This window comes from Streptomyces sp. NPDC020875 (assembly GCF_040641415.1).
Taxonomy (GTDB): domain Bacteria; phylum Actinomycetota; class Actinomycetes; order Streptomycetales; family Streptomycetaceae; genus Streptomyces.
Map to the genome: position 1 here is coordinate 1 of NZ_JBFADP010000028.1, position 20055 is coordinate 20055.

General features: G+C 73.4%; 13 protein-coding genes and 2 pseudogenes. 11 read left to right on the top strand and 4 right to left on the bottom strand.

What is annotated here, in order from left to right:
• Positions 1 to 419: 419 nt before the first annotated feature.
• On the top strand, positions 420 to 1538 hold the full coding sequence (locus AB0G74_RS17910) for a nicotinate-nucleotide--dimethylbenzimidazole phosphoribosyltransferase (RefSeq protein WP_361147024.1): 1119 nt from the start codon (positions 420 to 422) through the stop codon (positions 1536 to 1538).
• A 13-nt stretch (positions 1539 to 1551) separates the two neighbouring features.
• On the opposite strand, the gene AB0G74_RS17915 is transcribed toward AB0G74_RS17910, so the two are convergent.
• Positions 1552 to 2343 carry a hypothetical protein gene (locus AB0G74_RS17915; protein ID WP_361147027.1) on the bottom strand — a complete coding sequence of 264 codons (792 nt, stop codon included), beginning with the start codon at positions 2341 to 2343 and terminating at the stop codon, positions 1552 to 1554.
• 90 nt (positions 2344 to 2433) lie between these two features.
• Between AB0G74_RS17915 and AB0G74_RS17920 the strand changes: the two genes are divergently transcribed.
• From AB0G74_RS17920 to sucB, 4 genes are all read left to right on the top strand, one after another.
• Positions 2434 to 3255 carry an adenosylcobinamide-GDP ribazoletransferase gene (locus tag AB0G74_RS17920; protein ID WP_361147030.1) on the top strand — a complete coding sequence of 274 codons (822 nt, stop codon included), beginning with the start codon at positions 2434 to 2436 and terminating at the stop codon, positions 3253 to 3255.
• 726 nt (positions 3256 to 3981) lie between these two features.
• Positions 3982 to 5490, top strand: a complete 1509-nt coding sequence (locus AB0G74_RS17925) for a leucyl aminopeptidase (protein WP_361147033.1) — start codon at positions 3982 to 3984, stop codon at positions 5488 to 5490.
• Positions 5491 to 5898: 408 nt separating this feature from the next.
• On the top strand, positions 5899 to 7287 hold the full coding sequence (gene lpdA / locus AB0G74_RS17930) for a dihydrolipoyl dehydrogenase (RefSeq protein ID WP_358828980.1): 1389 nt from the start codon (positions 5899 to 5901) through the stop codon (positions 7285 to 7287).
• Positions 7288 to 7374: 87 nt separating this feature from the next.
• On the top strand, positions 7375 to 9156 hold the full coding sequence (sucB, locus tag AB0G74_RS17935; RefSeq protein ID WP_361147038.1) for a 2-oxoglutarate dehydrogenase, E2 component, dihydrolipoamide succinyltransferase: 1782 nt from the start codon (positions 7375 to 7377) through the stop codon (positions 9154 to 9156).
• Positions 9157 to 9896: 740 nt separating this feature from the next.
• On the opposite strand, the gene AB0G74_RS17940 is transcribed toward sucB, so the two are convergent.
• Positions 9897 to 10520, bottom strand: a complete 624-nt coding sequence (locus AB0G74_RS17940) for a GntR family transcriptional regulator (RefSeq protein WP_361147041.1) — start codon at positions 10518 to 10520, stop codon at positions 9897 to 9899.
• A gap of 411 nt (positions 10521 to 10931) precedes the next feature.
• Between AB0G74_RS17940 and aceE the strand changes: the two genes are divergently transcribed.
• The 4 genes and pseudogenes from aceE to AB0G74_RS17960 form a co-directional block, all read left to right on the top strand.
• Entirely contained in the window at positions 10932 to 13601 is a 2670-nt protein-coding gene (aceE, locus tag AB0G74_RS17945) for a pyruvate dehydrogenase (acetyl-transferring), homodimeric type (RefSeq protein WP_361147043.1), read from the top strand.
• A 187-nt stretch (positions 13602 to 13788) separates the two neighbouring features.
• Positions 13789 to 14652, top strand: a complete 864-nt coding sequence (locus AB0G74_RS17950) for a MerR family transcriptional regulator (protein WP_361147045.1) — start codon at positions 13789 to 13791, stop codon at positions 14650 to 14652.
• A gap of 166 nt (positions 14653 to 14818) precedes the next feature.
• Positions 14819 to 15385 (top strand): annotated as a pseudogene (locus AB0G74_RS17955) (HTH domain-containing protein); the annotation flags it as partial.
• Positions 15386 to 16210: 825 nt separating this feature from the next.
• Positions 16211 to 16669, top strand: a pseudogene (locus AB0G74_RS17960) (WYL domain-containing protein); the annotation flags it as partial.
• 28 nt (positions 16670 to 16697) lie between these two features.
• Here the strand turns inward: AB0G74_RS17960 and AB0G74_RS17965 are convergent.
• Positions 16698 to 17639, bottom strand: coding sequence for an SDR family oxidoreductase (locus tag AB0G74_RS17965; RefSeq protein WP_361147048.1), 942 nt, complete (start codon positions 17637 to 17639; stop codon positions 16698 to 16700).
• Between the two features lie 133 nt (positions 17640 to 17772).
• Between AB0G74_RS17965 and AB0G74_RS17970 the strand changes: the two genes are divergently transcribed.
• Positions 17773 to 18303 (top strand): DUF4240 domain-containing protein, encoded by a 531-nt coding sequence (locus AB0G74_RS17970; RefSeq protein WP_361147241.1) that lies wholly within the window; start codon positions 17773 to 17775, stop codon positions 18301 to 18303.
• Positions 18304 to 18341: 38 nt separating this feature from the next.
• Here AB0G74_RS17970 and AB0G74_RS17975 read toward each other — a convergent pair whose 3' ends face one another.
• Positions 18342 to 18857, bottom strand: a complete 516-nt coding sequence (locus AB0G74_RS17975) for a GNAT family N-acetyltransferase (RefSeq protein WP_361147051.1) — start codon at positions 18855 to 18857, stop codon at positions 18342 to 18344.
• A 43-nt stretch (positions 18858 to 18900) separates the two neighbouring features.
• Here AB0G74_RS17975 and AB0G74_RS17980 point away from each other — a divergent pair, with 43 nt between their 5' ends.
• Positions 18901 to 19788: a TIGR01777 family oxidoreductase gene (locus tag AB0G74_RS17980; RefSeq protein ID WP_361147054.1), complete on the top strand. Its 888-nt coding sequence runs from the start codon at positions 18901 to 18903 to the stop codon at positions 19786 to 19788.
• Positions 19789 to 20055: the final 267 nt, after the last annotated feature.

Here is a 20055-nt window from a genome sequence, read left to right on the forward strand (position 1 = left end):
GCCCTCCACGGCACCGCCCGAACTGCCCGGGCCGCGCCCAGCGGCCTGATGTTGTCGGCGGTCCGCACCACCGTCGTGGCTGTTCGCGCAGTTCCCCGCGCCCCTAAATGCTCTCCCCAGCGCCGCCCCTGAAAAGGAGGGGCACCCGCCTCTTTGCCAGGGCGTCGAGGAGGGCAACCAGGGGCGCGGGGAACTGCGCGAACAGCCCACTACGGGCCGCAGGCACTATCGAAACAGCGGCCCGGCAGCGCGGAGGGCGGGCCGTGCCGTGAACGGGCCGAGGCGCTGGGGGTCCCCCCATTGTGGAAAGCACAGGGGGCAGAACTGCGCGAGGAGCCGACAACGGCAACCACCCCCCGGGCCGAGGCGCTTCGGGCGCGGGAACCCGCGGCGGGAGGCGCCCCGGTACTGTTCGGCGAATGAGCAGGGTGAATCTCGATGACTTCTCCGATCTGATCGGCCGCTCCGACGGCGCCTTGCGCCAGTCCGCCGAGGACCGCCGCGCCCGTCTCCCGCTCGCCCCCAAGGCCCTGGGGCGCCTGGACGAGCTGGGTGAGTGGCTGATCGCCGCGCAGGGGGTCGTACCGCCGCGGCTGGTCGAGCGGCCGAAGGTGGTGCTGTTCGCCGGGGACCACGGCGTCGCCGGTCTCGGGGTCTCCGGGCGGGCGGCCGGGGAGGCGTACCGCCTGGTCGAGGACGTGCTGGCGGGGACGAGTCCGGTCGCGGTGCTGGCCCGGGCGCAGGGCGTACCGGTCCGGGTCGTGGACGCGGGTCTCGACTGCGATCCGGCGCTGCTGCCGGAGGACGTCGTCCGGCACCGGGTCCGCCGGGGCAGCGGCCGGATCGATGTCGAGGACGCGTTGACGCCGGAGGAGACGGACGCCGCGATCCGGCTGGGCATGGCGATCGCCGACGAGGAGGCCGACTCCGGGACGGATCTGGTCGTACTGGGGGATCTCAGCGTCGGCGGGACGACGCCCGCCGCCGTGCTGATCGCGGCGCTCTGCGGTACGGACGCGTCCGTGGTGACGGGCCGTGGCGGTGCGGGTATCGACGATCTGGCGTGGATGCGCAAGTGCGCGTCGATCCGGGATGGTTTGCGCCGGGCCCGCCCGGTGCTGGGCGACCAGGTGGAGTTGCTGGGGGCGGTGGGCGGTGCCGATCTCGCGGCGATGACGGGGTTCCTGTTGCAGTGCGCGGTGCGCCGTACGCCGGTCGTCCTCGACGGGGTGGTCTCCGCGGCGTGCGCGCTGGTCGGGCAGCGGGCGGCGTTCCGCGCGCCGGACTGGTGGCTGGCGGGCCAGCTGACGGAGGAGCCGGGCCAGCCGAAGGCGCTGGACCGGATGGCGCTCAATCCGCTGCTGGAGCAGGGGGTCTCCGTCGGGGAGGGCACAGGGGCGCTGCTCGCCCTTCCTCTCGTGCGGGCCGCGGCGGCGCTGCTGGCCGAGCTGCCGGAGCGCCCGGAGAGCCCGGAGCCGGACCCCGACGACGAGCCCGGGAACGAGCCCGGTTCGGAGTCGGCGAGCCACGACGGCTGACGTACCGGCGGCGTCAGTCCGGCGTATCGCCCCGGGAGCCCGGCGCGTCCGGCGCGTCCGGCGCGTCCGGGGCGTCCGGGGCGCCGCCGATCAGGTTCTGGAACCGGCGCCGGGGCCCGTTCCACCGGCGGTCGTGGCGGTACGAGCGCAACGCGGCCCGGGCCCTGGCCCGGTGCCGCCCGCCGTAGAACCGGCGCGCCCACGGCGAACCCGGCCGGGCCAGCCGGATCGCGCCGAACAGCGCGACGAACGGGATCAGCACCCCGATCAGTGCCATCCTCGGCTTCCCCTTGGCCAGGACGACCACCACCAGCAGCAGATTGAGCACCACGGTGGAGATCACCGTGGCCCGGTCCTGCTGTTCGTCGGCGCTGAGGGAGTCCACGCCCAGCGGTGAGAAGCCCGCGATGACCAGCATCGCCAGCGCCGATGCCAGGACGACGACCTCGACGCTGCGGCGGCCCTCCTCGGTCCAGTAGACGTCGGCGAGATGGACGATGAGGGCGAACTCGTCCAGGACCAGCCCGGCGCCGATCCCGAAGACGACCGCGAACACGGCGGCGGACCAGCCGTGCCGGCCGCTGCCGACCGCGCCGAAGCCGCCGATCACGGTGAGGATCACCCCGGGGACGACATGGTGGATATGGACCCCGCCGGGGGTGACGTTCCGGAACGGGCCCCGGCCCGCGCGGATCAGCCGGGTCACGGTCCGGGTCAGCAGAAAGGTCAGGACGAAGGCCGTCAGGGCGAGCAGCATCGGCAGCTTGCCCGGTTCGGTGATGTTGTCGTGGAACCACTGCCCCATAAAGTTTTCTCCGGTTTCTCCGCTTTCCTTAACTTCCCCACGACTCATCCCGATATAAGGGCAATCTAGCCCGTGGGCTACCCTTCGGCGGTGAACGATCCCTCCCCCGCCGCCGCGCGCGCCGGAGCCGTTACCGGTCTGCGGTTCGCCTTCGGCACCCTGACCGTGCTGCCCGTACGGCTGACGCGCTGGGACCGGGCCGCCGCCCGGGCGGGCATGCTGTGCGCGCCGGTCGCCGGGCTCGTCGTGGGACTCGCGGCGGCGGGCGCGGGCGGCGCGCTGTGGGCGGCGGGCGCGGGCGCGGGAATCGCGGCGGTGGCCTCCGTCGCCGTACCGGCCGTCCTCACCCGGGGACTGCACCTCGACGGACTCGCCGACACCGCCGACGGGCTGGGCAGCGCCAAGCCACCGGCGGAGGCGCTGCGGATCATGAAGCGGTCGGACATCGGGCCGTTCGGGGTGATCACCCTGCTCTTCGTGCTCCTCGCGCAGATCGCGGCGGTGGCACGGCTCTACGGACACGGCTGGGAGTACGGCGCCGGAGGCACGGTCCTCGCGGCGGTCACCGCCCGGCTGGCCCTCACGGCGGCATCCCGGGCCGGGGTGCCCTCCGCTCGCCCCGAGGGCCTGGGGGCGGCGGTCGCGGGCGCGGTCCCGGGGCGCCTCGCGGCGGCGGCGATCGTCCTGGCCCTCGCACTCTGCGCGGCGGCGGGCGGCGCCGTCGGGGCGGGCGGGGCGGGCCCGGAGGACGCCGTACGGTACGCCGTCGCGGCACTCGGCGGCCTCGCGGCGGCGGAACTGCTGCTGCGGCACTGCGGGCGGCGGTTCGGCGGGGTGACGGGGGACGTCTTCGGGGCGCTCGCCGAAACGGCGACGACGGCGACGCTGCTTCTCCTCGCCCTCACGGCATGACCTCCGGCCCGGCGGCGCCCCAGCGCCTTGGCCCTCCGGGTGAGGCCCACACCCCCGGGCCGCGCCCGGCAGCCTGATGTTGTCGGCGGTCCGCACCACCGTCGTGGCTTGTCGCGCAGTTCCGCCCCCTATGCCTTCGGCAATGGGGGGACCCCCAGCGCCTTGGCCCTCCGAGTGAGGCCCACAACCCCGGGTCCCGCCCGGCGCCCTGATGTTGTCGGCGGTCCGCACCACCGTCGTGGCTTGTCGCGCAGTTCCGCCCCCTATGCCTTCGGCAATGGGGGGACCCCCAGCGCCACCTAATGCTCTCCCCGGCCCCGCCCCTGGGAAAAAGGGGCTCGCCTTCCTACGAGGGCGACGAGGAGGGCAACCCAGGGGCGCGGGGAACTGCGCGACCAGCCACCCACGGTCCGCGGACCGCGAACAAACAGCAGGCCCCCGGGCGAGACCCGGGTAGTTCGGGCGGCGCCTCGGAGAGCCCGGGTGATACCCGCGGCCGGGGAAAAGCCGCGGCGGCCCCGCGCAGGGGAGCAACTCCCTTGGAAAGGCGGCCCGTCGAGCAGCGGCGGCGGCGCCCGCCGCGCGGTGGGCGCGGGGCAACGTGCAGGTGCCGTGAGTGATGGGCGTCGGCGCGCGTAGGCTCTGTCCGCACGGGACGCCTGGCGTCCCACCGCCGTCGCGTGGCCTCATCGGCCCTGGAACTAACGGAAGCGAGACATCAGCACCGTGACTGCACTCACTCTCAGCACTGCCGGCGCAGCGACGCTGCGCGCCGACGCAGTGGTCGTCGGGGTCGCCAAGGGCGCCAAGGGCCCGGTGATCGCGCCGGGCGCCGAGGCCGTGGACACGGCGTTCGACGGGAAGCTCGCCTCCGTCCTGGACACCCTCGGCGCCTCGGGCGCCGAGGGCGAGGCGATCAAGCTCCCGTCCCCCGCCGGACTGAAGGCCCCCGTCGTCCTGGCCGTCGGCCTGGGTGCCGCGCCGGAGAAGGGCGAGGCGTACGGCGCCGAGGCCCTGCGCCGGGCCGCCGGGACCGCCGCCCGCACCCTGTCGGGTGCGAAGAAGGCCGCGTTCGCCCTGCCGATCGGCTCCCCGGAGGACGCGGCCGCGGTCGCCGAGGGCGCGCTGCTCGGCGCGTACGCCTTCACCGCCTACCAGAGCGGCGACTCCGCGAAGGGCCCGCTCGCCGAGGTCGCCCTGCTCGGCGCCAAGCCGCGCGACAAGGCGTACAAGGCCGTGGCCGAGCGCGCCGTCGCACTGGCCGAGGAGATCAACCGGGCCCGTGACCTGATCAACACCCCGCCGAACGACCTCACTCCCGAGGCGTTCGCGGCGGTGGCGAGCGCCGCGGGCAAGGAGCATGGCATCAAGGTCCAGATCCTGGACGAGAAGGCGCTGGTCAAGGGCGGCTTCGGCGGGATCCTGGGCGTCGGTCAGGGCTCGGCCAACCCGCCGCGGCTGGTGAAGCTCAGCTACACCCATGGCAAGAACGCCAAGCACCTGGCGCTGGTCGGCAAGGGCATCACCTACGACTCGGGCGGCATCTCCCTGAAGCCCGCCGGGCACAACGAGACGATGAAGTGCGACATGAGCGGCGCCGCCGCCGTGTTCGCGGCGGTCGTCGCGGCGGCCCGGCTGGGTCTGCCGGTGAACGTCACCGGCTGGCTGGCGCTGGCGGAGAACATGCCGTCGGGTTCCGCGACCCGCCCCGGTGACGTGCTGCGGATGTACAGCGGCAAGACCGTCGAGGTGCTGAACACGGACGCCGAGGGCCGGCTGGTGCTCGGCGACGCGCTGTGGAAGGCGTCGGAGGAGAAGCCGGACGCGATCGTCGACGTGGCGACGCTGACCGGGGCGATGGTGCTGGCGCTGGGCAACCGCACCTTCGGTGTGATGGCCAACGACGACGCGTTCCGTACCGCCGTCCACGAGACCGCCGAGGAGGTCGGCGAGCAGTCGTGGCCGATGCCGCTCCCGGCGGAGCTGCGCAAGGGCATGGACTCGCCGACCGCCGATATCGCCAACATGGGCGAGCGGATGGGCAGCGGTCTGGTCGCGGGCCTCTTCCTCCAGGAGTTCGTCGGCGAGGGCATCACCTGGGCTCACCTGGACATCGCGGGTCCGGCGTTCCACGAGGGCGCGCCGTACGGCTACACGCCGAAGGGCGGCACCGGTTCCTCGGTCCGTACCCTGGTCCGGCTGGCGGAGCGGATGGGCGAGGGCGACCTCGGCTGAGCCGGATCCGCACCGGTCCGTCCGGAGCACGTCGTACGGCCCCGGGCCCCGCGCCCGGGGCCGTACCCGTACCCGGCCGGGGTCGGGGCCGGGGCGCCCGTCCGGCGGAGCCGCCCGTACCGCCCGTTCGCTCTGGACGAAACCGTTCCGACGGGCGGCCGGGAACGGAATCAGAGGGACGGGCCGGGATGTTCTACGCACCGGTAACCCCGAGGGTGATCGATCAGACGCGGTCAGACCTCCGCCCCGCGTCCCGTCTTTCCGCAACAAGTGCGAAGATGGGTTCTCGGCAGGACAGGGCCCCCACCACAGGGCCGACGAGACATCGGCCGCACACCAGCCGACAGGCCGGTCGCCCCGGCGAACGGGGGGAGCCGGTGACCGGCGCACATGCATGGAGGACGTGACGTGGCGAACGACGCCAGCACCGTTTTCGACCTAGTGATCCTCGGCGGCGGTAGCGGCGGTTACGCCGCGGCCCTGCGCGGGGCGCAGCTGGGTCTCGACGTCGCCCTGATCGAGAAGGACAAGCTGGGCGGCACCTGCCTGCACTACGGCTGCATCCCCACCAAGGCGCTGCTGCACGCCGGCGAGATCGCCGACCAGGCGCGCGAGTCGGAGCAGTTCGGCGTCCGCGCCACGTTCGAGGGCATCGACGTGGCCGCGGTGCACAAGTACAAGGACGACGTGATCTCGGGCCTGTACAAGGGTCTGCAGGGTCTGATCGCCTCCCGCAAGATCACCGTCATCGAGGGCGCGGGCCGGCTCTCCTCCCCCACCTCGGTCGATGTCAACGGACGCCGGATCGAGGGTCGCCACATCCTCCTGGCGACCGGTTCCGTGCCGAAGTCGCTGCCCGGCCTGGAGATCGACGGCAACCGGATCATCTCCTCGGACCACGCGCTGAAGCTGGACCGGGTCCCGCAGTCGGCGATCGTGCTCGGCGGCGGCGTCATCGGTGTGGAGTTCGCCTCCGCCTGGCGCTCCTTCGGTTCCGAGGTCACGGTGATCGAGGGCATGAAGCACCTCGTCCCCGTCGAGGACGAGAACAGCTCCAAGCTGCTGGAGCGGGCCTTCCGCAAGCGGGGCATCAAGTTCAACCTGGGCACGTTCTTCGAGAAGGCCGAGTACACCCAGGACGGCGTCCGGGTGACCCTCGCCGACGGGAAGACCTTCGAGGCCGAGGTGCTGCTGGTCGCCGTCGGCCGCGGTCCGGTCTCCGCCGGTCTGGGCTACGAGGAGCAGGGCATCGCGATGGACCGCGGCTATGTCCTCGTGGACGAGTACATGCGGACGAACGTGCCGACCGTCTCCGCGGTCGGCGACCTGGTCCCGACCCTCCAGCTCGCGCACGTCGGCTTCGGCGAGGGCATCCTGGTGGCGGAGCGGCTGGCCGGTCTGACGACCGTCCCGATCGACTACGACGGTGTGCCCCGGGTGACGTACTGCCACCCCGAGGTCGCCTCCGTGGGCATCACCGAGGCCAAGGCCAAGGAGATCTACGGTGCGGACAAGGTCGTCGCCCTGAAGTACAACCTGGGCGGCAACGGCAAGAGCAAGATCCTCAAGACGCAGGGCGAGATCAAGCTCGTGCAGGTCAAGGACGGTGCCGTCGTCGGCGTGCACATGGTCGGCGACCGGATGGGCGAGCAGATCGGCGAGGCTCAGCTGATCTACAACTGGGAGGCGCTGCCCGCCGAGGTGGCGCAGCTCATCCACGCCCACCCGACGCAGAACGAGGCGCTGGGCGAGGCGCACCTGGCGCTGGCCGGCAAGCCGCTGCACGCCCACGACTGAGCCTTAGGGCCGCGACCACTTCCGCACTTCCCCACGCCCGCGCATCGCCGGAGCTGGGGAGACCCACTGTTAGGAGCAACAGAAACCATGCCGGTTTCCGTAACCCTTCCGGCGCTCGGTGAAAGCGTCACCGAGGGCACCGTCACCCGCTGGCTGAAGGCCGAGGGCGAGCACGTCGAGGCCGACGAGCCGTTGCTGGAGGTGTCCACCGACAAGGTCGACACCGAGATCCCGGCCCCCGCCTCCGGCGTACTGGCCTCCATCAAGGTCGCCGAGGACGAGACCGTCGAGGTCGGCGCCGAACTGGCGATCATCGACGACGGTACGGGTGCCCCGGCCGCCGCCCCGGCGCCCGCCGCCGAGGCCGCGCCCGCGCCCGCCGCCGAAACCCCCGCCCCGGCCGCCGAGCCCGCCCCGGCTCCGGCGCAGGCCGAGGCCCCGGCGCCCGCCCCGGCCCGGGCCGAGGCTCCGGCCGAGGCGCCCGCCGGTGGCGCGTCCGGTACCGATGTCGTCCTCCCGGCGCTCGGCGAGAGCGTCACCGAGGGCACCGTCACCCGCTGGCTGAAGTCCGTCGGCGACTCCGTCGACGAGGACGAGCCGTTGCTGGAGGTGTCCACCGACAAGGTCGACACCGAGATCCCCGCCCCGACCGCCGGTGTCCTGCTGGAGATCGTGGTCGGCGAGGACGAGACCGCCGAGGTCGGCGCCAAGCTGGCCGTGATCGGCGCCCCGGGTGCCGCTCCGGCTCCGGCCGCCGCGCCCGCCGCTCCGGCGCCCGCCCCGGTCGCCGAGACCCCGGCCCCGGCTCCGGCCCCTGCGGCCGAGCCTGCCCCCGCCGCCCCGGCCCCGGCTCCGGCTCCGGCGCAGGAGGCTCCCGCCCCGGCGCCCGCCCCCGCGCAGGCGCCCGCCGCTCCCGCGGCGGCCGTCCCGGCCGGTGACGCGTACGTGACCCCCCTGGTCCGTAAGCTCGCCGCCGAGAACGCCGTGGACCTCTCCTCGGTCAAGGGCACCGGTGTCGGTGGCCGGATCCGCAAGCAGGACGTCGTCGCGGCGGCCGAGGCCGCCCGTGCCGCCGCCCCCGCGCCCGCCGCCGCCCCGGTGGCCGCCGCGCCCGCCGCGAAGAAGACCCCGGCGCTCGAGGTCTCCCCGCTGCGCGGCCAGACGGTCAAGATGACCCGGATGCGCAAGCTCATCGGCGACAACATGATGAAGGCGCTGCACAGCCAGGCCCAGCTCACCACGGTCGTCGAGGTCGACGTCACCAAGCTGATGCGGCTGCGCAACCAGGCCAAGGAAGGCTTCGCCGCCCGTGAGGGCGTCAAGCTCTCCCCGATGCCGTTCTTCGTCAAGGCCGCCGCCCAGGCGCTGAAGGCCCACCCCATCGTCAACGCCCGGATCAACGAGGACGAGGGCACCATCACCTACTTCGACTCGGAGAACATCGGCATCGCCGTCGACTCCGAGAAGGGCCTGATGACCCCGGTCATCAAGGGTGCCGGTGACCTCAACCTGGCCGGTATCGCCAAGAAGACGGCGGAGCTGGCCGGTGCCGTACGCACCAACAAGATCCGCCCGGACGACCTGGCGGGCGCGACGTTCACCATCAGCAACACCGGTTCGCGCGGCGCGCTCTTCGACACCGTCATCGTGCCGCCGACCCAGGCCGCCATCCTGGGCATCGGCGCCACGGTGAAGCGCCCGGCGGTCATCGAGACCGCCGAGGGCACCGTCATCGGCGTCCGCGACATGGTGTACCTGTCGCTCTCGTACGACCACCGCCTGGTGGACGGCGCGGACGCGGCGCGGTACCTGACGACGGTCAAGGCGATCCTGGAGGCGGGCGAGTTCGAGGTCGAACTCGGCCTGTAGCCCTCCGGGCGCTTCGGCCCCGACGCCCCGACGTGAGCGCGCCCCCGCCTTCTCAGGCGGGGGCGCGCTCGCGTCTCCCCGCCACGCCGCCGCGACGCTTCCGGGGGCGGTCACCCCCGGCGGCCCGGCCCTCCGGGGCGCCGCCCCAACTACCCGGGTCCCGCCCGGCGACCTGATGATGTCAGCGGTCCGCACCACCGTCGTGGCTGGTCGCGCAGTTCCGCCCCCTATGCCTTCGGCAATGGGGGGACCCCCAGCGCCTTGGCCCTCCACGGCACCGCCGAAAGACCCGGGTCCCGCCCGGCGCCCTTCCGTTGTTCGCGGTCCGCACCACCGTCGTGGCTGGTCGCGCAGTTCCCCGCGCCCCTAAAAGCCTCTCCCCGGTACCGCCCCTGAAAAGAGGGGGCCGCCTCTGTCCGAGGGCGACGAGGAGGGCAACCCAGGGGCTCGGGGAACTGCGAGACAAGCCACAGGCGGTCCGCAGGTAAAACTCCTCCGGAGGAGGCACTGTCCCCGCCCGGGAGGGCGCTTCCCTTCCCGAGGGCGTCCGGGGGGAGGCAGTCAGGGGCGCGAGGAACTGCGCGGACCGCCGACAACATCAGGACGCCGGGCGCGACCGGATTGTGGGCGATGCCCAAGAGGGCCAGGCCGCCGGGGGCCCCGCAGGCGGGCCGCGGGCGCGAGAAACGCGCGGGCCGGGGGGGGGACCTCGCGGCACCGGCTCCGCACAGCGCGAGCGACTACGCGCGGGGGGCGCAGCCCAGGACGTGGGATTTGACCAGCGCGCCGATCTCCGGGTCACGGCGCTGGAACGCGGCGACGAGCGCGTCGTGTTCCTCCGCGTACGACTGCTGGACCGTGCCGAGCCAGCGGATCGACAGGGTGGTGAAGACTTCGATCCCGAGCCCTTCCCAGGTGTGGAGGAGTACCGCGTTGTCGGCCGCGCGGACGAGTTCGCGGTGGAAGGCGACGGTGTGCCGGACCTGTGCCGCGGAGTCGCCCTCGCGGTCGGCTGTGTAGAGCGCGGCGACGTGCGGGGTGAGGGCGGAGCAGTCGCGGGCGAGCCGGTCGGCGGCGAGTTCGGCGGCGATCTGCTCCAGGCCGGCCCGGACCGGGTAGCTCTCCTCCAGGTCGGCGGCGGTGAGATTCCGCACGCGTACGCCTTTGTTCGGCGCCGATTCGATCAGGCGGAGGCTCTCCAGTTCCCGGAGGGCTTCGCGGACGGGGGTCTGGGAGACCTGGAGTTCGGTGGCGATACCGCGTTCGACGATCCGCTCACCGGGCTTCCAGCGCCCGCTGACGATCCCCTCCACGATGTGCTCGCGGATCTGTTCCCGCAGCGAGTGGACGACAGGCGGGGTCATAAACAGCTCCCGAGGGGGACCGGACGACAGGTGGGGGTGCCCGTCATTATCGCCGCCGTGCCCCCGCCGAGAGCGAGGCCCCCGCCGGGCGGGGGGCCCGACCGTGGCCGACATCACCGCCCGAGGGCCCCGTCTCGCGCCGCTCCGTAATGTAACCGTCACGTAAAGTCCCAGGTCACCGGCACCGCGTGCCCTCTTTCATGGCACGGAATGCCAATTTCGCCCTCCGGAGAAGTTTTACCTCCGAGCACTTTGATCGATCATCGATCAGCGGCTTACAGTCTCTCGGGGCACACCTACCCCGCCCGCCCTGTCCTGCCAGACAAGGCACCCCCCAAAGGCACGACGTACGACCCGGTACCACCTGCCTCCACCTTCTCCACCCCCCTCCCAGTCCGGAAGGCGGCGATCATGGCCGACCCCGTAGGCAAGCTTCCGAGCGAGCTGGACCAGCTCCCGGATCGTGACGCCGAGGAGACCGCCGAATGGGCGGCGTCCCTCGATGCCGTCGCCCAGCACGCGGGCCCGCACCGCGCCGCGTACCTGATGCGCCGCACCCTGCAGCACGCCGAGCGGGCCGGGGTGCCCGTGCCCCGGCTGCTGGAGACGGACTACGTCAACACCATCCCCACCTCCGCGGAGCCCGGTTTCGACGGCGACGAGGAGCTGGAGTCCCGGATCGCCGGCTGGAACCGCTGGAACGCGGCGGCCATGGTGACCCGTGGCGCCAAGCTCGGTGTCGGCGGCCATATCGCCACCTTCGCCTCCGCGGCCTGGCTCTACGAGACCGGCTTCAACCACTTCTTCCGCGGCAAGGAGGGCGACGGCAGCGGCGACCAGCTCTACATCCAGGGCCACGCCTCGCCCGGTATCTACGCCCGCGCCTTCCTCGACGGCCGGCTCACCGAGGCCCACCTCGACAACTTCCGCCAGGAGGCGGGCGGCGCCGGTCTGCCGTCGTACCCGCATCCCCGGCGGCTCCCCTGGCTCTGGGAGTTCCCCACGGTCTCCATGGGCCTGGGCCCCCTCTCGGCGATCTACCAGGCGCGGTTCAACCGCTATCTGCACAACCGGTCGATCAAGGACACCGCCAACTCCCACGTCTGGGCCTTCCTCGGCGACGGCGAGATGGACGAGCCCGAGTCGACCGCCGCGATCGCGCTGGCGGCCCGTGAGCGGCTGGACAACCTGACCTTCGTGATCAACTGCAATCTGCAGCGTCTCGACGGCCCGGTCCGCGCCAACTTCAAGATCGTCCAGGAGCTGGAGGCCCAGTTCCGCGGGGCCGGCTGGAACGTCGTCAAGACGCTCTGGGGCAACGCCTGGGACGAGCTGTTCGCCCTCGACACCACCGGTGCCCTGGTCCGGCGGCTGCGGGAGGTGCCGGACGCGCAGTTCCAGACGTACGCCACCCGTGACATCGCCTACATCCGCGAGCACTTCTTCGGTGCCGAGCCCGCCCTCGTCGAGCTGGCGAAGGTCCTCACCGACGCCAAGATCGCCGAGTGCTTCTACACCTCCCGCGGCGGCCACGAGGCCCGCAAGGTGTACGCGGCCTACCGCGCGGCCCTCGCCCACAAGGGCGCGCCGACGGTGATCCTGGCGCAGACCGTGAAGGGTCACACCCTCGGCAAGGGTTTCGCGTCGAAGAACGCGAACCACCAGATGAAGAAGCTCTCGGTCGACGAGTTCAAGGACATGCGGGAGCTGTTGGGGCTGCCGATCCCGGACAGCGCCTTCGCCGACGGCGTGGTGCCCTACGGCCACCCGGGCGCCGACTCCCCCGAGGTCCGCTACCTCCAGGAGCGGCGGGCGGCCCTCGGCGGCCCCGCCCCGGCCCGCCGGGTGCACCAGGTGGTGCTCCCGGAGCCGGAGGAGCGCGGCTTCAAGGCCCTCCAGAAGGGCTCCGGCAGCCAGGAGATGGCCACCACGATGGCCTTCGTCCGGCTGGTGAAGGACCTGATGCGGGACAAGGAGACCGGCCGCCGCTGGGTGCCGATCGTCCCCGACGAGGCCCGTACCTTCGGTATGGAGTCGCTCTTCCCGTCCGCCGGGATCTACTCCCCGCTGGGGCAGACGTACGAGCCGGTCGACCGCGACCAGCTGATGTACTACAAGGAGGCCACCGACGGCCAGATCCTCAACGAGGGGATCACCGAGGCCGGGGCCATGGCGGACTTCATCGCCGCCGCGACGTCGTACGCGACGCACGGCGAGCCGATGATCCCGTTCTACATCTTCTACTCGATGTTCGGCTGGCAGCGGACCGGCGACCAGATGTGGCAGCTCGCCGACCAGCTCGGCAAGGGCTTCATCGTCGGTGCCACCGCGGGCCGTACGACGCTCACCGGTGAGGGCCTCCAGCACGCGGACGGCCACTCGCATCTGATCGCGTCGACCAACCCGGCGTCCCTCAACTACGACCCGGCGTTCGCCTACGAGATCGCCGTGATCGTCAAGGACGGTCTGCGCCGGATGTACGGCCCGGACGCCGAGGACGTCTTCTACTACCTGACGGTCTACAACGAGCCCAAGCCGCAGCCCGCGATGCCGGAGGGCGTCGAGGAGGGCATCCTCAAGGGCCTGTACCGCTTCAAGGAGGGCGCGGCCCCGCGTCCGGACTCCCCCCGGCTCCAGCTGCTGGCGTCCGGTACGGCGATCCACTGGACCCTGGAGGCCCAGCGGATGCTCGCCGAGGAGTGGGGCGTCACGGCCGACGTCTGGTCGGCCACCTCCTGGGGCGAGCTGCGCCGGGACGCCCTGGAGGCGGACGAGGCGCTGCTGCGCGGCGAGGAGCGGACCCCGTACGTCCGCCGGGCACTGGCCGGCGCGCCGGGTCCGGTGATCGCGGTCAGTGACTGGATGCGGCAGGTACCGGACCAGATCAGCCAGTGGGTCGAGCAGGACTGGTCGTCCCTCGGCACCGACGGCTTCGGTCTCTCCGACACCCGTGAGGCGGCCCGCCGCCACTTCGGTGTCGACGCCCCCTCGATCACCGTCGCGGCGCTGGCGCAGCTCGCGCGGCGCGGCGAGGTTCCGGCCTCGGCCGTGAAGGAAGCCCGGGAGCGTTACGGGCTCTGACGCTCTCGAAGATCACCCCCGGGCGGTACGCACCACCGCCCGGGGGTGATGTCGTCTCCGGTACCGGTACCGGGCATGCTGGAACCCCCCGCGACCCCGCGACCCGGGCCCGGCAGGGGTTCGACCGGACCGGATCCGGTCGCGGGCGCCACCCGCCGCCCGTTCCGTACCACCGGGGAGTTGTCGGATGTTCACCATCGGGGACTTCGCCCGGCACGGCCGGGTCTCCGCCCGGATGCTGCGCCACTACGACGCCATCGGGCTGCTGCGCCCCGAGCACACCGACCCCAGGACCGGCTATCGCCACTACACGGCGGCCCAGCTCGCCGTGCTCAACCGGATCGTCGCCCTCAAGGACCTCGGCTTCACCCTCGACCAGGTGCGGCGGATCGTGGCCGACCGGGTGGGCACCGACGAGCTGCGCGGGATGCTGATGCTCCGCCGGGCCGAGCTGGAAGCGGCGATGGCGGCGGCGGCCGGGCGGCTCACCGGCGTCGAGGCCCGGCTGCGGTCGATCGAGAACGAGGGCCGGATGCCGGTCGACGACGTGGTGGTGAAGAGCGTGCCCGCGGTCCGGGTCGCGGAGCTGACGGCCACGGCCCGTACCCTCGCGCCCGAGCACATCGGCCCGGTGATCGGTCCGCTGTACGAGGAGTTGTTCGGGCGGCTCGCGGCGGCGGGTGTCCGTCCGCCGGGGCCGGGTATCGCCTACTACGAGTCCTACGAGGACCCCGCCACGGCCCTCGACGACCCCGATCCGGCGGGGGGCGACGGCCCCGTCGTGGTCCACGCGGCGGTGACGCTGGCGCCGGGCTCCCGGCCGGGACCGGATGTCGCGGTCGTGGTGCTCCCGGCGCTGGAGCGGGCGGCGACGATCGTCCACCGGGGTCCGATGGAGAACGTCCTGAGCACCGGCCAGACCCTCGCGCACTGGATCGACGCGCACGGCCACCGGTCGGCCGGACCCGCCCGCGAGGTCACCCTGGAGTGCCCCGAGGACCGCGAGCTGTGGGTGACCGAACTCCAGGAGCCGCTGGCCCCGCCGGAGTGACCGGCCCGGCCCGCGCGCTCTTCCCCATGGCCCTGCGGGCACGGGAGGGGCTCCCGTCCGCCACGGTCCGCCCGGGACGTCCCGTACGGGGCATAGCCCCCCTACTTCGCCGCGGCCCCCCACCGGACGCCGCTGTCCTGACGGCACGGCCCGGCATCATGGGGGAATGCGTGCTGCCCGGCTGATCAAAATGGTGCTGCTGCTCCAGGCGAGACCCTCCATGACGGGGGCCGAACTCGCCCGTGAGCTGGAGGTCTCCGAGCGGACCATCACCCGTGACGCGCTCGCCCTGTCGGAAGCCGGGGTGCCGGTCTACGCCGACCGGGGCCGGGCGGGCGGCTATCGGCTGATCGGCGGCTACCGCACCCGGCTGACCGGGCTGGGCCGCGACGAGGCGGAGGCGCTCTTCCTCTCCGGTCTGCCGGGCGCGCTGCGCGAGATGGGGTTGGAGGACGCGGCGTCCGCCGCCCGGCTGAAGGTCTCCGCCGCGCTGCTGCCGTCCCTGAGCGACGCGCCCCGGACGGCCGCCCAGCGCTTCCACCTCGACGCGCCCGGCTGGTACCAGGAGCCGGAGACCCCGCCGCTGCTGGCGGAGATCGCCGACGCGGTCTGGCGCGACCGGCGGCTGGCGGCGGTCTACGCCAACCGGCGCGGGGAGCGGGTGGAACGGCTGCTGGAGCCGTACGGACTGGTTCTGAAGGCGGGCGTCTGGTACCTGTGCGCCCGGGTGGCGGACGCGGAACCCGCCGGGGCGGGTGCCGCCCCGGAAGGACCGGGTACGCCGGACGGCCCCGTAGGGCCGAACGGCACCGGAGCCCCGGGCGAAACGGGCGGGCCCGGGCGCCCCGGAGGCACGGACCGGCCGGTCGGACCGAACGGGACCGGCGGCCCAGGCGGGCCCGGTGCCGCAAGCGATCAGGACGGGACCGGCGGGCCCGGCAACTCGGGCGACGCGAGCGGGCTCGGGCGCCCCGGAGGCACGAACCGGCCGGTCGGACCGAACGGGACCGGCGGCCCAGGCGGGCCCGGCACCTCGGGCGACACGGGCGGGCCCGGGCACCCGGGAGGCGCGGACCAGCCGACCGGACCGAACGGCTCCGGAGGGCCGGGCCACCCGAGCGGACCGCACAAGACCGGCGGCACCGGCACGCCCGGAAACGCGGCTGGGCCGTACAAGACCGGCACCTCCGGCAACTCGCACGACACGGGCGGGCCCGGGCACCCGGGAAACGCGGACCGGCCAACCGGACCGAACGGCTCCAAGGGGCCGGGCCACCCGAGCGGACCGCACAAGACCGGCGGCACCGGCGCGCCCGGAAACGCGGCTGGGCCGTACAAGACCGGCACCTCCGGCAACTCGCACGACACGGGCGGGCCCAGGCACCCGGGAAACGCGGACCGGCCAACCGGACCGAACGGCTCCGGAGGGCCGGGCCACCCGAGCGGACCGCACAAGACCGGCGGCACCGGCGCCCCGAACGGCCAGAACGGCACCGGCAGGGCGTACGAACCGCCGAGCGGTCCTGATCGTCCCGGCGGGCCGTACGCCCCCGGGGCCTTCCGGGTCTACCGGATCGACCGGTTCACCACGGCGGAGCCCGTACCGGCGGCGGACGGCGGTATCGGTACACCGCCACCCCCGGGCCGTTCCGCCGCCACCGCCGACGACGGCGTCTTCGACCGCGACCCCGGCTTCGACCTGCCCGCCTTCTGGGAGGAGCGGGCGGCCCAGTTCACCCGCTCCCTGCTCCGCTCCGAGGTGGTGCTGCGGCTCACGGAGGCGGGCGCGCGACGGCTGCCGTACGTCACGGACCGCGCCGCCGCCCGGGAGGCGCTGGCGGCGGCGGAACCGCCGGACGCCGAGGGCCGGACCACGATCGCCCTGCCCGTGGAGTCCGAGGAGGTGGCCTACGGGCAGCTGCTGTCCCTGGGCGCGGAGGCCGAGGTGCTGGCGCCCGCCGGGCTGCGCGCGGAGTTCACCCGCGCGGCGGCCCGGCTGGCGGCCCTGTACGGCTGACCGCCCGCCTCCGGGCGCCCGGCCCCGCTCAGCGGTAGTCGGCGAGGTCCGGCTTCTCCCCCGCCCGCTCGGCGAGGATGTACCCCCAGATGTCCGGGCGGCTGCCGTCGGCGTCGGTGACGCCGTACTCACGGGCCAGCTCCCCGCTGTCGAGGGACTGTCCGTTGAACCGGGCCCGGTCCGGGTCTGCGACGAGCGCGGCCACTCCCCGGGCCAGGTAGACGGGCGACTCGGAGAGCCGCCAGTGCTCCTGCTCCGGCCCCGGCATGCCGTCGCGCCAGTTCTCCTCGGTCAGCCCGAAGTGGTCCAGCATCTCCTCGGAACGGAGGAACCCCGGGGTGACGGCGACGGCCGTACAGCCGACCTCCTTCAGCTCCTCGCCGAGGTTGAACGCCATCCGGATGGGTCCGTTCTTCGCCAGGTCGTAGTAGAAGTTCTCGCGGTAGTCCCGGTTGGTCCTGGCGGTGCCGTCGGTGACCTCGACGACCAGCCCGCCCGGCCGCCGCACCAGGAGCGGCAGGGCGAGGCCGCTAGTGATGATGTGGGTCCGTACCCCCAGATCGATCATGCGCAGGCCCCGGTCGAGATCGATCTCCCACATCGGCGGGTTGGTGAGGTCGAGATAGCTGTTGCCGCCCCAGACGTCGTTGACGAGGACGTCCAGCCGACCCTGCTCGGCGTCGATCCGCGCCACCAGGCTCCGGACCTGTTCGACCTCCAGATGGTCGGTGGGTACGGCGATCCCGGTCCCGCCCGCGGCCGTCACCAGCTCGGCGGTCTCCTCGATGGTCTCGGTGGTACGGCCCATTTCACTGACCCGGTCGCGGGTGGTCCGGCCGGTCACGTAGACGGTCGCGCCCCCGGCCCCCAGGGCGACGGCCAGGGCCCGGCCCGCGCCCCGGGTGGCGCCCGCGACCAGGGCGATCCGGTCCGCCAGGGGGCCCTTCGATTTCGGTGTACTCGTCGTCATGGGATCGAACGTGCCACGAATACCCGACATCCTCTGTCCGGCTGGGCCATCCGGTTCCGGGGTCGCCCCGGGCCCGGTGACTCCGGCGGTTCCGGGTGCGCGTCCCGCCGGGACGCACGATGCTGGACGCGTGATGGACGAGACGGAGTTCTGGGAGATCGTCGACAGCACCCGGGAGGCGGCGGACGGCGACCCCGACGACCATGCCGATCTGCTCGTGGAGCGGCTGCTCCGGCTCGACCCCGACTCCGTACTGGACTTCGCCCGCCACTTCGAGGCCCGCTACAACCGCGCGTACACCTGGGATCTGTGGGGCGCGGCGGCCGTCCTCCTCGACGGCGCGAGCGACGACGCCTTCGACTACTTCCGCTGCTGGCTGATCGCCCAGGGCCGGGAGGTCTTCGAGGGCGCGCTGCACGACCCCGACGCGCTGGCGGAGCTGCTGGACGACTTCGACCCGTCCCCCGACGGCGCGGACGGCGACGGCGAGGAGATCGGCTACGCGGCGGACGAGGCGTACGAGCAGCTCACCGGCGCCGTCGCCCCGGAGCTGGGGATCCCGCCGCAGCCCGCGGAACCGGTCGGCACACCGTTCGACTTCGACGACGACGCGGATCTGGCCCGCCGCTTCCCCCGGCTGTGGGAGCGGTTCGGAGCGGAGTGAGCGGACGGCCGGGAAGCGGTGGAAGGCGTACGACCGGTTCAGTCGAGGCGGCGGCCCATCAGAACGTCGTCCACATACGCCCCGCCGAGGTGGAACTCCCCCGGCAGGACCCCTTCCACCGCGAAGCCCTCCGACGCGTACAGGGCGCGGGCGGGCTCGTTGTGGCCGAGGACGCGCAGGGTGATCCGTACGGCGCCCTGGGCCCGGGCCGTGTCGTACGCGGCGCGCAGCAGCGCCCTGGCGACCCCGCGCCCCCGGGCCCGCTCCGTGACGGCGAGCCCCTGGATCTGGCGTACGTGCCGGTTGCAGGGCAGCGGAGTGGGCGGCACCAGCCGGATGTAGCCCAGCGGCTCACCGGTCCCGTCCTCCGCCGCGACCAGGAAGTGCTCCGGCAGATGGGTGGCGTCGTAGAAGGGGGCGTACGGCGGCGTCGGCTCCGGCGCCACGGCGTGCAGGGTGGACCAGGTGTCCCGGTCGATTCGGCCGAGGGCGTCCCCGTCCTCGGTACGGGCGGGACGGACGTGGTACGTGCCAGGTGCACGGAGTTCGGCCATGCGGGTCACTGTTTCACACCCCGTCACAGGGCAGGATGGATTTATGAGGATCGCGGTCTCCGGCTCCACCGGACTCATCGGCACGGCACTCGTCCACTCCCTGCGCACCGACGGCCATGACGTCCTGCGGCTGGTCCGGCACCCCGCGCGGGCCGGGGACGAAGTCTCCTGGGACCCGCTCCGCCGCCGGGTCGACACGGCCGGTCTGGCCGGCTGCGACGCGGTGGTCAACCTGGCGGGCGCCGGCGTCGGCGACCACCGGTGGACGGCGGCGTACCGGAAGGAGATCCGGGACAGCCGGGTCCTGGGCAACGCGACACTCGCCGAAGCCGTGGCCTCCCTCGACACCCCGCCGCGGGTCCTGCTGTGCGGCAGCGCCGTCGGCTACTACGGCGACACCGGCGGCCGGGCGGTGGACGAGAGCGCCCCGCCCGGCGAGGGCTTCCTGCCCGGCGTGTGCGTGGAGTGGGAGGCCGCGGCCGCCCCCGCGCGGGACGCCGGGATCCGGACCGTCTACGCCAGGACCGGACTCGTGGTGGCGCGCGGCGGCGGTGCGTGGGGGCGGATGTTCCCCCTCTTCAAAGCCGGGCTCGGGGGGCGGCTCGGCGACGGCCGCCAGTACTGGAGCTTCATCGCCCTCCACGACGAGGTGGCGGCCCTGCGGCACATCCTCGACACCCCGTCGCTGTCGGGCCCGGTGAACTGCACCGCCCCCGAACCCCTCACCAACCGCGAGATCACGGCGGCCATGGGCCGGGTCCTGAAGCGCCCGACGCTCCTCACGGTCCCGCGCCCCGCGCTCCGGCTGGCGCTCGGCGACATGGCGTCGGACGTCCTCGCGAGTACGAGGGCGGTCCCGAGGGCGCTGCTGGAGTCGGGCTTCGGCTTCGCGTTCCCGTCGATCGACGCGGCGATCACGGCGGCGGCCTGACCCCCCGGCCCCTCGGGCGCCTCGCGCCCTGGGGGGCGGTCGCCCGGAGAGCCCTTTCCGGCCACCCCGTCAGTACCGCCCCGACGCGCCCCTGACCGCCCTCGCGAAGGGAAGCGCCCTCCCGGGCAGGGATAGTGCCTCTTCCGGAGGAGTTTCGACCGCGCGCCGTAGTGGGCTTGTCGCGCAGTTCCCCGCGCCCCTGGGTTGCTCTCCTCGTCGCCCTCGGATAGAGGCGGCCCCCTCTTTTCAGGGGCGGTACCGGGGAGA